At 59.1% G+C, this 12,211-nt stretch carries 13 protein-coding genes; 1 reads left to right on the plus strand and 12 read right to left on the minus strand.

Annotated elements, in window-relative coordinates; all coding sequences use genetic code 11:
* Positions 1-6 precede the first annotated feature (6 nt).
* The 11 genes from QZ522_RS06390 to rplO all read right to left on the minus strand — a co-directional run bounded on the left by QZ522_RS06390 (position 7) and on the right by rplO (position 10,969).
* Complete coding sequence (locus QZ522_RS06390; RefSeq protein WP_294608817.1) at positions 7-1,245, minus strand: ABC transporter permease; 1,239 nt, start codon at positions 1,243-1,245, stop codon at positions 7-9.
* A gap of 12 nt (positions 1,246-1,257) precedes the next feature.
* Positions 1,258-2,214, minus strand: a complete 957-nt coding sequence (locus QZ522_RS06395) for an ABC transporter permease (RefSeq protein WP_294608819.1) — start codon at positions 2,212-2,214, stop codon at positions 1,258-1,260.
* 201 nt (positions 2,215-2,415) lie between these two features.
* Positions 2,416-3,999, minus strand: coding sequence for an ABC transporter substrate-binding protein (locus tag QZ522_RS06400; RefSeq protein WP_294608820.1), 1,584 nt, complete (start codon positions 3,997-3,999; stop codon positions 2,416-2,418).
* 244 nt (positions 4,000-4,243) lie between these two features.
* Complete coding sequence (locus QZ522_RS06405; protein ID WP_294608822.1) at positions 4,244-5,551, minus strand: replication-associated recombination protein A; 1,308 nt, start codon at positions 5,549-5,551, stop codon at positions 4,244-4,246.
* Between the two features lie 144 nt (positions 5,552-5,695).
* Entirely contained in the window at positions 5,696-6,121 is a 426-nt protein-coding gene (gene rplQ / locus QZ522_RS06410) for a 50S ribosomal protein L17 (protein ID WP_092840439.1), read from the minus strand.
* 153 nt (positions 6,122-6,274) lie between these two features.
* Positions 6,275-7,291 carry a DNA-directed RNA polymerase subunit alpha gene (locus QZ522_RS06415; RefSeq protein WP_294608827.1) on the minus strand — a complete coding sequence of 339 codons (1,017 nt, stop codon included), beginning with the start codon at positions 7,289-7,291 and terminating at the stop codon, positions 6,275-6,277.
* Between the two features lie 117 nt (positions 7,292-7,408).
* A complete protein-coding gene (gene rpsK / locus QZ522_RS06420; RefSeq protein ID WP_092840441.1) occupies positions 7,409-7,798 on the minus strand; it encodes a 30S ribosomal protein S11 in 390 nt (129 codons plus the stop codon).
* Positions 7,799-7,812: 14 nt separating this feature from the next.
* Positions 7,813-8,181 carry a 30S ribosomal protein S13 gene (rpsM, locus tag QZ522_RS06425; RefSeq protein WP_073199668.1) on the minus strand — a complete coding sequence of 123 codons (369 nt, stop codon included), beginning with the start codon at positions 8,179-8,181 and terminating at the stop codon, positions 7,813-7,815.
* A gap of 197 nt (positions 8,182-8,378) precedes the next feature.
* Positions 8,379-9,023 carry an adenylate kinase gene (locus QZ522_RS06430; protein ID WP_294608831.1) on the minus strand — a complete coding sequence of 215 codons (645 nt, stop codon included), beginning with the start codon at positions 9,021-9,023 and terminating at the stop codon, positions 8,379-8,381.
* Positions 9,020-10,384, minus strand: coding sequence for a preprotein translocase subunit SecY (secY, locus tag QZ522_RS06435; RefSeq protein ID WP_294608833.1), 1,365 nt, complete (start codon positions 10,382-10,384; stop codon positions 9,020-9,022). The genes QZ522_RS06430 and secY overlap by 4 nt, the downstream gene beginning before the upstream one ends.
* Positions 10,385-10,495: 111 nt before the next feature.
* Entirely contained in the window at positions 10,496-10,969 is a 474-nt protein-coding gene (gene rplO, locus QZ522_RS06440; protein WP_294608835.1) for a 50S ribosomal protein L15, read from the minus strand.
* A gap of 276 nt (positions 10,970-11,245) precedes the next feature.
* Here rplO and QZ522_RS06445 point away from each other — a divergent pair, with 276 nt between their 5' ends.
* A complete protein-coding gene (locus tag QZ522_RS06445; protein WP_294608837.1) occupies positions 11,246-11,917 on the plus strand; it encodes a vWA domain-containing protein in 672 nt (223 codons plus the stop codon).
* Between the two features lie 169 nt (positions 11,918-12,086).
* On the opposite strand, the gene rpmD is transcribed toward QZ522_RS06445, so the two are convergent.
* Positions 12,087-12,211 (minus strand): 50S ribosomal protein L30 (rpmD, locus tag QZ522_RS06450; protein WP_294608839.1); only part of this gene is annotated, 125 nt, incomplete at its 5' end.

Here is a 12,211-nt window from a genome sequence, read left to right on the forward strand (position 1 = left end):
ATCCGATTACCCTTTCAGGCCAGAGGAGCGATGAAGCATCCAGTCGACCACAAAGTTGATCGCAACTGTCAACAGGGCGATGGCACCCGCCGGAATAAGCGGTGTGACATCACCGAACGAGATCAGCGTCGCATTCTCGCGCACCATTGATCCCCAGTCCGCGGTCGGCGGCTGAATGCCAAGGCCAAGGAACGACAGGCCGGCAATGAGAAGGAACACGAAACAGAATTCCAGCCCGAATTCGGCCACCAGAGGCGCGGTTGAATTGGGCAGGATTTCCCGCCGGATAAGGTACCAGGTGCGTTCCCCGCGAAGTTTTGCGGCCTCGATATAGTCCATGACAACCACGTTGCCCGCAACCGCCCGCGTCAGGCGGAACACCCGCGGGCTATAGATCACGGCGACCACAAGGACCAGGATGATCTCGGAGGGGTTGAAGATCGACAGCATGCCGACAGCAAAGGCCATCGAAACCCCGGCCAGAACGGCAAGGCCGATGATCCAGCCGATGAGGCTTCGCTCTGAAACCGCCTTCACCACCAACAGGCCGGTTACCCCGGCAAAGACGGTCAGCAGGATGAAACTTGTCGTGTTGTTGGCAAGTTCGCCCCCAAAGATCGACAGCATCAAAAGCGCGAAAATCAGCGAGGGGATCGACATGATCACATCCGAGGTGCGCGCAAGAAGCTGGTCGAACCAGCCGCCGGTGGTCGCCGCCAAAAGCCCGGCAAGTGCGCCTAGGAGAAAGGCCATGACCGTCCCTGCCAGAGCAAGGGCAACCGTGTTGCGCGCGCCAAAGATGACCCGGCTGAACATATCGCGGCCAAGCTGGTCCGCCCCCAGAAGCATGGTTTCATCCGGCGGCGCAAAGGCCGAGGAAATGATCTGTGCCTCGCCGAATGGCGCGATCCAGGGTGCGAAGATACCGGCGATGGCATAGGTGAAGATGACGAACATCCCGAACCCTGCCGTCAGCGGCGCGGTGCGCAATTCCTTGGCCAGATTGGTTGGCGCGATGGCCACCAGAAACTCGCGGAAGGCATAGGCCACCATCGCCGAGAGTGCCAGAAGCCCCGCACAGGTCGCAACCACCCGCAAGGCGCCGACCCCGCCGACAATACCCAGAATGAACGAGATCAAAGTCAGCGAGAACAGCAACAGAAAAGCCGAGCGCTTGTTGTAAAACGCCGCCAAACAAGAGCCACCCAGAAGCAGAGTGTAGTAGATAATGACGAAAACATTCATGTCTCTGCCCCCTTATTTCGGATGACGCAGGCGCGGGTTGGTCAGGATAGCCCCGACATCCGCTGCAAGGTTAAGAAGGATAAACGTCGCCGCAAAGATCAGACAGCAGGCCTGAACCACGGGGAAGTCACGCTTTGACACCGCATCGACAAGCGCCTGACCGATACCGGGATAGACAAAGACCACCTCGACAAGCACCACGCCGGTGATGAGATAGGCAAGGTTCAGCGCGACCACATTGATAATCGGCGCCCAGGCGTTGGGAAGCGCGTGCTTCACAATCACCTTCCAGGGCGGTGTGCCCTTGAGGCGCGCCATCTCGATATAGGGCGAAGCCAGAAGATTGATAATCGCCGCTCGGGTCATACGCATCATATGCGCCGTCACCACAAGCACCAGCGTCAGCGCCGGCAGGAAGGTCCGGTGCAGGAGATCACCCAGGTTCATGTCGTTGCTCAGGCTGGAAATGGCCGGAAACATGCCCGTTTTGACCGCCAGATAGAGAATAAGGATATAGCCCAGGAAGAATTCAGGGCTTGAGATCGAGGTGAGCGTGAGAACGTTGACAACCCGGTCAAAGATCGAGTTGCGCAAAAGCGCCACAAGCACACCAAGAACAATCGAGATCGGCACCGCGATAACGGCCGCATAGGCGGCCAGGAAAAGCGTATTCGCAAAGCGTGCGCTGATCGTATTGACAACGCTTTCGCCGGTGACGATCGAATTGCCAAAGTCGAACATGACCGCGTTGGTGAGCCAATCAAAATACCGCACAAGTGCGGGCTGGTCCAACCCCATTTCCTTGCGCAAAGCGGCAAGGTTTTCAGGTGTTGCGCCCTGTCCAAGAACCGCCTGGGCGATGTCGCCCGGCAGCAATTCGACCATGAAGAAGATAATTGCCGAAATAATCAGCAAAATCCCCAATCCTAATCCAAGCCGTTTTGCAACGAGCCTTAGAATATCTCCCATCAGTCCCTCCTGCTGTCTGCTCTGGCATCCGATGTCTCATATGAGCACAGATTGCCGATCTGGCAGTCTAGTTTTTTGCTCTGACCGGATTTCAGTCGCACCCGGTTCTGGCTTGTGGCTCCGACGCAGTTTGGGAAATCAATTAGATGCGCCGAAGCATTGAAAACCCGGCGCCATAGACGCCGGGTTTCGGTCGTGCGTTTAGCCTTCGAACCACCAGCGGCTGGCGTAACGATAGCCATCCATCTGCCATGCCGGCGACAGGCTTCCGGTATGTTTGACATTGCTGCGGCGGGCATAAACGAAGTTGGGGAAATACGGGATCACCGTACCGCCATCATCGCGCGCAAGCATGCCCATCTCGTGATAGATTTCCATGCGCTTGGCATTGTCCAGCTCGGCCTTGCCTTGCAACAACAGTTCGTTGAAGCGCTCGTTTTGCCAATGCGATTCATTCCAGGCCGCATCGGATTTATACGCCAGGCTGTACATCACATCGGGCGTCGGGCGTGCGCCCCAGGTCACCATGCACCAGGGCTTGACCAGCCAAACATCGGACCAGTAGCCATCGTTCGGCTCGCGCACGACCTTGATGTTGATCCCCGCGGCCTTGGCATGCTCGGAATAGAGGATAGCCGCATCGACCGCGCCTGTGGTGATCGAATCCGCGGTGCTCAGGTTGACGGTCAACCCTTCCGCACCGGCCTTTTTCAGCAGGGATTTCGCCTTTTCCGGGTCATATTCACGCTGCGGGATCGCCTCGGGGAAATAGGGCATGGCGGGCGAATGATGGAAATCATTGCCGATGGTCGCCGCCCCGAATGTGATCTTGTCGACAAGTTCCTGACGGTTGATCGACAGTTTCAGCGCCATGCGCACATCCGGGTTGTCGAAGGGCGCTACATCACAATGCATCGGCATGGTAATCGCTTGTGCCGACGAGATGTTGTCGACCTCGATGTTGGGATCACGCGCCAAAAGCATCAGCGTCTTGTTCTCAAGCAGGCTGGCGGTATCGACGTCACCGGTCACCAGGGCGGTTTGCCGGGCGTTGGGATCGTTGATGACCAGAACCTCGACCTCGTCGAACCACGCACCCTCGCCGTGCCAGTCCTCGTGCCGCACAAACCGCCCACCGACGCCGAATTCAAGCTCTGCCACCTTGTAGGGGCCGCAACCGATGCCCGATTGCCAGTCGGCCGTGCCATCCGCTTTGGCGGGCAAGACAGTCAGGTGATAGTCGGTCATCAGCCATGGCAAATCAGCATTCGGGCCGGCCAGTTTGAAGGTGATGGAATGGTCGCCATTATCGACAATTTCGACCACATCGCCCAATAGCGACTTGGCCGCAGAGGTCGCGTCATCGCCGCGGTGATGGTTGATCGAGGCCAGGACATCCGCCGCCGTCACCTTGTTGCCGTTGTGGAACGTAGCGCGCTCGTCCAGAACGAATGTCCATTCCTTGGCATCAGGCGTTGCCGACCATTCCTTGGCCACATCCGGGCCAAGCGTGCCGTCGGCGTTGATCATCGTCAAATAGGCGCGCACCGTATGGCCATAGCCGATTTCAAAGTTCGACTGATATTTTCCCGGATCGTGCTGATCCGAGGTGTTGCCGTCATGCTGTGCCACCCGCAACGTGCCGCCGCGCTTGGGCGCTGCCTTGGCAGACGTGCCCCAAAGGCCGGTCGCCGCAGAGGCAGTGACACCTGCCGCCGCCGCATAATGCATAAACGACCGACGCGAGATCGTCCCGGCTCGGGCCGCATCAGCAAGCCGATCCATAAGGACTTGGTCCTTGTTCTTTTTCATAGTTTTTCCCTGTTTTCATGTGAGCAGTCGTTGGAGGGGACATTTTGCTATCCCTCTTCCAAAGCTTCCTTTTCCGTTTATGTGGCAGGATGCTTAAATACGACATTTTATAATGAGAACACGAAATTGGCCACGTTTCCAGCCTTTAATCCTTAAGATATCAAAGTTTTGAACGCCCGGATTTGAATGGCCCCGCCATCTGACAGGGCGAAAACCCTTAGCCGCGACGCGCGCGCAGCTTGGCAAAATACTCGAGTCGCTTCTTCAACTCGCGCTCGAATCCGCGTTCGACCGGCTGATAAAGGACCGGCCGTTTCATCGTTTCGGGAAAGTAATTCTGACCGGAAAAACCGTCTTCCGCGTCGTGGTCATAGGCATAGCCCGCACCATAGCCCTGCTCTGCCATAAGTTTGGTCGGCGCGTTCAGGATATGCTTGGGCGGCGGCTCGCTTCCGGTTTTCCTGGCCTCGCGCATGGCCGCCTTATAGGCCGCATAGCCAGCGTTTGATTTCGGCGCCAGCGCCAGATAGGTGACCGCCTGCGCAAGCGCCAGTTCGCCCTCGGGGCTTCCAAGGCGCTCATAGGTTTCCCAGGCATGCAGGCAGACGGTTTGCGCCTGCGGGTCGGCAAGGCCAATATCCTCGACCGCCATGCGGATGATACGCCGCGCAAGGTAACGGGGGTCCTCGCCCCCGGTCAGCATGCGCGCAAACCAGTAAAGCGCCGCGTCGGGATCGGAGCCGCGCACCGATTTATGAAGCGCTGAGATCAGGTTGTAATGCTCGTCGCCGCCCTTGTCGTATTTCGCCGCCCGCTTCATCAGGCGGGTGGACAGGGCCACCTTGTCAAGCTTGACATCGGTCTTCCAGGCCGCCACCTGTTCGATCAGGTTAAGCAGGGCGCGGCCATCGCCATCGGCCATTTCCAAAAGCGTTTCGCGCGCCGGGCCATCAAGCGGCAGGGTACGACCAAGATCGGCCTCGGCACGCTGTGCAAGCCGCTCCAGATCAGACAGGGCAAGCCGTTCCAGCACAAGCACCTGTGCGCGGCTCATAAGGGCGGCGTTCAGCTCGAAACTGGGATTCTCGGTGGTGGCGCCGACCAACAGGATCGTGCCATCCTCCATATAGGGCAGGAACCCGTCCTGCTGGGCCTTGTTGAAGCGATGGATCTCATCCACAAACAACAGCGTGCCCTGCCCGTTGGCGCGGCGATGCTTGGCCGCGTCAAAGACCTTGCGCAGGTCGGGCACGCCGGTAAAAATTGCGCTGATCTGGACGAAATGCAGGTCGGTTTCATCCGCCAAAAGCCGCGCGATGGTCGTTTTTCCGACACCCGGCGGCCCCCAGAACACCAGCGACGTCAGGCTGCCAGAGGCAAGCATCACCCCAAGCGGCGCCTCGGGGCCAAGCACCTGATCCTGCCCGATCACATCGCCAAGCCTGCGCGGGCGCAGCCGGTCCGCAAGGGGGCGCGGGGCGGTATCGGGGGGCGTGTCGCCCGGTGTTTGAAAGAGATCAGCCATATCTGCACCCTACCCCGCCAACCGATGCGGCGCACGTAGATATGCGCAGGCAGAGGGCGGATTGCAAGCCAGAGCCCCGCAAAGGCAAAACGCCGCCAACCCTGCGGTCAGCGGCGTTCAAATTCTGGGCGCTTGAGGCAGCTATCAGGCCTCGTCAGCCTCGGCTTCGGCGGCCGCAACGCGGGCCTTGTCGCCTGCTCCCTTGGCGTTCACATCGCGATCGACGAACTCGATGATCGCCATCGGCGCCATGTCGCCGTAACGGAAGCCCGCCTTGAGAACGCGGACATAACCGCCCTGACGGTCTTTGTAGCGGGGGCCAAGCACGTCGAACAGTTTCGCGACATACTGGTCCTGTTTCAGTTGAGCAGCGGCCTGACGGCGCGCGTGCAGATCACCGCGTTTACCCAGGGTGATCATCTTTTCGATGATCCGGCGCAGTTCTTTGGCCTTGGGCAGGGTGGTCTTGATTTGCTCATGTTCGATGAGCGAGCCGGCCATGTTGGCCCAAAGCGCCTTGCGGTGCTCATGGGTACGGTTCAGGCGGCGGTAGCCTCTTGCGTGACGCATTTTGTGGTCTCCTTAGCGTGTTTTGCTTTGTCCGGCGGTCTGATGCGTGTCAGCCACTCTCCTTGGGGCATTGGCCCATATTTTCCCCGGCAATCCGGGCATTCACCCCACCCTGCGAAGGGCTCCGCAGAGTGGGTATACCTTACGCGTGCCTTAGAACGCGTCTTCGAATTTCTTGGCCAGATCCTCGATATTGTCGGGCGGCCAGTCTTCGACGTCCATGCCGAGGTGAAGGCCCATGCCGCTGAGAACTTCTTTGATCTCGTTCAGCGACTTGCGGCCAAAGTTCGGCGTGCGCAGCATCTCTGCTTCGGTTTTCTGGATCAGATCGCCGATGTAAACGATGTTGTCGTTCTTGAGACAGTTGGCCGAACGCACCGAAAGCTCAAGCTCATCCACTTTCTTGAGAAGCAGCGGGTTGAACTCAAGGCCATCGTCTTCGTCCTGGCGACCGGCGGCTTCGGGCTCGTCAAAATTGACGAAGATCGAAAGCTGATCCTGAAGGATACGCGCGGCATAGGCCACGGCATCATCCGGGGTGATCGAACCGTCGGTTTCAATCTTCATGGTCAGCTTGTCATAATCCAGAACCTGGCCCTCGCGGGTGGGCTGAACGTCATAGCTGACTTTGGAAATCGGCGAATAGATGGCGTCGATCGGGATAAGGCCGATGGGCGCGTCTTCGGGTTTGTTCTTGTCGGCCGCGACATAGCCTTTGCCGGTATTCACGGTCAGTTCCATGAACAGATCGGCACCCTCGTCGAGGTGGCAAATCACGTGGTCCTTGTTCAGAATCTCGATACCGGCACTGTCGGAAATATCGCCGGCGGTCACGACGCCCGGACCCTTGGCATTCACCGAAAGGCGCTTGGGCCCTTCAACTTCCATGCGAAGCGCGACACCCTTGAGGTTCAGCACGATGTCGGTGACGTCTTCGCGTACACCGGCAACAGACGAAAACTCATGCAGCACGTTGTCGATCTGCACGGCGGTGATGGCCGCGCCTTGCAGCGACGACAGAAGCACCCGGCGCAGCGCATTGCCAAGCGTAAGGCCAAAGCCGCGCTCAAGCGGTTCGGCGGTCAGGACGGCCTGACGAAGCGGGTCATTGCCCGGTTTGACTTCAAGCTGTGTCGGCTTGATCAATTCAGCCCAGTTTTTGTGGATCATGCGTCCCTCCATTCCAGTTCCGTTCCCATGTCCAAAGGTTCAGAACGCCCGAGGTATTAAAATGACGAAAAGGGGACCGCGCAAAAACTGCGCGGCCCCGCTTGGGTGTGTCTCAGATCAGACCCGACGACGTTTCGGCGGGCGGCAACCGTTGTGCGCCATCGGCGTCACATCACGGATCGAGGTGATGTTGAAACCAACAGCGGCCAGAGCGCGCAGCGCCGATTCACGACCCGAACCGGGGCCCTGAACTTCGACTTCGAGGGTGCGCATGCCGTGATCCTGTGCCTTCTTACCGGCATCTTCGGCGGCCATCTGCGCCGCGTAGGGCGTCGATTTCCGCGAGCCTTTGAAGCCCATGGTGCCAGCCGACGACCATGCGATCGCATTGCCCTGCACGTCCGAGATCAGGATCTTGGTGTTGTTGAAAGACGAGTTCACATGAGCAACGCCGGTGGCGATGTTCTTGGAGACCTTCTTTTTGGTGCGTTTGGTATCGCGTGCCATTGATCAGCCCTCCCTTATTTCTTCTTACCGGCAATGGCCTTTGCGGGGCCTTTGCGTGTGCGTGCGTTGGTATGGGTCCGCTGACCACGAACCGGAAGGTTGCGACGGTGGCGCAGGCCACGGTAGCAGCCAAGATCCATCAGGCGCTTGATGTTCATCTGCGTGTCACGACGCAGGTCACCTTCGACGGTGTAGTTGGCGTCGATGTGTTCGCGCAGGGCCAGGGCTTCGGCATCCGAAAGCTCGTTGACGCGACGCGATGCGTCGATGTTCACGGCTTCACAGATGGCCTTGGCCGATGTGTGGCCGATACCAGTGATATATGTAAGGGCGATCGGGACCCGTTTGTGGGTCGGGATGTTTACGCCGGCGATACGTGCCAAATGTAAGTTCCTTTTTCGTTGCGGTTCCGTAGCTCCAGAACCTTTTTTCACAACGTAAGCCCGAGGCGTCTTCGCTTCGGGCCGCAGCTGAATTCAGGTGATGCGATCCATTCCGGGCGCGACCCGGACAGAATCATTCTCTCGTTCGAGATAGGGCTGGTTAGGAGTAATTTAAGGGGGCGTCAAGCCCTGCCCCCTTATTTGTCAAGCTCGGACGAAATTGCCGCTTGAACCGCGTCGATCTCGGCCAGGCCATTGACCGAAGAAAGCTTGCCCTTGGCATAGTAATAGCCAAGCAGCGGCGAGGTTTTCTTGTAATATTCCATCAGGCGGTTGCGCAGGCTGTCTTCGTTGTCATCCGCGCGGCGCTTGACATCCGTACTGCCGCATTTGGCGCATTTCCCGTCTGCGGGCCAGGGCTTGGTGATATCGTTATAGACCTCGCCACATCCGCCGCAGGTCGAGCGCGCGGTGATGCGCTGCACAAGTGCCTCGTCGTCGACGCGCAGCTCGATCACGGCATCCAGGCTCTCGCCCTGCTCTGCCAGAAGATCGCCAAGCGCATCCGCCTGGGCCAGGGTGCGCGGGAAGCCGTCGAAAATAAAGCCGCCCTGCTTTTCGCCCTGAAGCTTTTCGCGGATCAGGCCGATCACGATCTCATCGGTCACAAGATCGCCGCGCGCCATGACAGCCGCCACAACCTTGCCCATTTCAGAGCCGCTGTCCTTGGCCTCACGCAGCATGTCGCCGGTCGAAAGCTGAATCATGTTGCGGCTCGCGACGAGGTGATGCGCCTGTGTGCCTTTGCCTGCCCCCGGGGGCCCGAGAAGGATAATGTTCATCGGCGTGCTGCCCCTTTTCTGCGCGAACGTTTCTTACCTTTACCGCTCAGCTGTGATTTTTCGATCAGGCCTTCGTACTGATGCGCAAGAAGGTGGCTTTGCACCTGCTGGATCGTGTCCATGGTCACAGAAACGACGATAAGGACCGAGGTGCCCCCGAAATAGAACGGAATGGCGAACTGGCTTCGCAGGATTTCCGGCATGAGACAGACAAGCGCAAGATAGCCTGACCCAAGTACCAGTACGCGGTTGACCACATAATCAAGATATTCGGCGGTCTTCTTGCCCGGACGGATGCCGGGGACAAAGCCGTTCTGGTTCTTGAGGTTATCAGAGACGTCATCGGTCTTGAAGGCCACGTTGAACGTGTAGAAATAAGTGAAGAACACGATCATCAGCGTGAAGAACAGCAGATAAAGCGGCTGACCGGGGCCGAAATAGGCCATGATCGTCGACATCACCGGGCTGGTCTGAGTGCCCGAAAACGTGGAGATCGTGGCAGGCAGAAGCAACAGCGAGCTGGCGAAGATCGCCGGAATAACGCCGGCCGGGTTCACCTTGATCGGAAGATGCGACGACCCGCCGTCATAGACCTTCATCCCCACCTGACGGCGCGGGTATTGAATATGGATTTTGCGAAGCGACCGCTCCATGAAGACCACAAAGGCAATCACCACCACGACCATGATCATCACACCGACGATCACCGCCGGGCTGATCGCGCCCGAGCGCCCCTGGCTGAAAAACTGAGCAAGGGCGGCGGGAACTTCTGCGATGATGCCAACAAAGATGATCAGCGAAATGCCGTTGCCGATGCCGCGCGCGGTGATCTGTTCACCAAGCCACATCAGGAACATCGTGCCGCCGATCAGTGTGATCATGCAGGACACAAGGAAAAAGCCGCCCGGATTGGTGACCATGTCGCCCGACTGAAGGCTGACCGCCAGCCCGTAGGATTGCAGTGTCGCAAGGCCAACCGTGCCGTAGCGGGTGTATTGGTTGATCTTCTTGCGCCCCTGTTCGCCCTCTTTCTTCAACTGTTCAAGCTGCGGCACCATGGCAGTCAGAAGCTGAACGATGATCGAGGCCGAAATATAAGGCATGATCCCGAGGGCAAAAATCCCCATCCGTCCAAGCGCACCACCGGTGAACATCGACAGCATGCCACCGATGCTGGCCTGTGCGCCCTGCATGAATTCGCGCAGGGCCGCGCCGTCGATGCCGGGCACCGGGATATAGGTGCCAAGCCGATAGACGATCAAAAGCCCCAGTGTGAACAGGATGCGTTTGCGAAGATCGGTGGCCTTACCAAGCGCTGACCAGCTGGTGTTGGCCGCCATTTGCTCTGCTGCAGATACCATTCGCGGGTCTCTTTCATATGACAACGCCGCCATGGGCTGTTTTCCAGCTCAGGCGGCGTCAAAGGAAAACTCGGGGCATATGTAAGCGGCGCGGACGCCACTCACAACCTCTTATTCAGCGGCCTGCGCGGTTGTAACCGTCAGTGAGCCACCTGCTTTTTCGACAGATTCGATCGCCGAGCGCGATGCGCCGGTCACCTGAAGCGTGACCTTGGCCGAGAGATCGCCCTTGGCGAGAACGCGGATACCGTCAAGCTTGCGACGGACCAGACCCGACGCGATCAGCACGTCTTCGGTGATCGCGGCAGAGGCGTCGATTTTCTTGTCGTCGATGAATTTCTGGATCAGACCAAGGTTGACCACCGCATAGGATTTGCGGTTCGGCTTGGTAAAGCCGCGCTTGGGCAGACGTTGATAGAGCGGCATCTGGCCGCCCTCGTAACCCTTGATCGCCACACCCGAACGGGATTTCTGACCTTTGATACCACGGCCACCGGTCTTACCCATGCCGGAACCCGGACCACGGCCAATGCGCTTGCGGCGTTTGGTTGCACCGGGATTGTCGTGCAGTTCATTCAGTTTCATGTCGCTTCTCCTATGCCGGATGTGACCCCCAGCGACGGTTGGGCCAAACGCGGCGTATATTGAATGTTGAGTCGTGGCAAAAGACGGCCACCCGCGGGCGTATAGACGGGATCGCGCCCGGTATCAAGGGTCGAGTGATCGGCCGGCAAGCCCTGAGGGGGATTGATCGTTCGGGCGCGGCGGTGTCAGACTGCCGTTATGGTGCTGCGCGTCTCTTCCCTGCCCTTTGGGGCCATTTTTCTGGGTCTGTGCTTTGCGACCACGGGGCACGTGCCAATGGCTGCAACGGGCTGTGCCGCGGATGCGATGCTGGTTTTTGACGGCTCTGCCTCGATGTCCGAGATCGGTTTTGACACCCAGGCGGCGACCCGGATCGTCGAGGCCCGCGACGCCATGCGCCGCGCCATGCCCGAAATCGCCCCCTATCGGCGAGTCGGGCTTATCACCTATGGGCCGGGGGCAAACGATGCCTGTGACAATATCAACCTGCGCTTTGCGCCGATGCCGGATGCCGCCGCCGCCGTTGTGGCCGAAATCGAGGCGCTGCGCCCCGGCGGGCTGACCCCGCTTGCCGCCTCGGTGCGCGCAGCGGCAGAGGTACTGGGCTATCGCCAGCGCCCGGGATTGGTGGTTCTGGTCACCGACGGCAATGAAACCTGCGGAGGGCGACCCTGCGCGCTTGGGCGCGCCCTGGCAGCAGAGGCGCGTGACCTTACCGTGCATGTGGTCGGGTTCCGGGTGGTGGTGGATTTCTTCAGCTGGGACAGCCCGGAGGCGGGCACCTACACCCAAGGCAAAACGGTGGCCAAATGCCTCGCCGATTACACCGGGGGCATGTATGTCTCGACCGAAACGGTCGACGAGCTGGCGGCCGCATTGCGCGAAACGCTTGGCTGCCCGCTTGTCAGTAAGAACGAGGGCGCCGACCCGGCCCTTTCACACGGCTAGCCCGGAACCCGCCGTGAGTTGAAGGATGGGGGAAAATCCGCGCGCCACGACCAAAGCACAATAGGCAACACACGCAAAAACGCCCCGGTCAGATCTGACCGGGGCGCTGTGTTCTTGGCGGTGGAAACTTTGAAAGTTTCCGAACCGTTTTCTTTCGAAGAAAACGGGCTCAGCCTTTTTCTTCGACGATCTCGACCATGTGCGGGATCTTGTTGATCATGCCGCGCACAGCGGGCGTGTCTTCAAGTTCGCGGGTCTTGTGCATCTTGTTGAGGCCCAGGCCGATCAGCGTCT

This window comes from uncultured Roseovarius sp. (assembly GCF_913054395.1).
Lineage (GTDB): Bacteria > Pseudomonadota > Alphaproteobacteria > Rhodobacterales > Rhodobacteraceae > Roseovarius.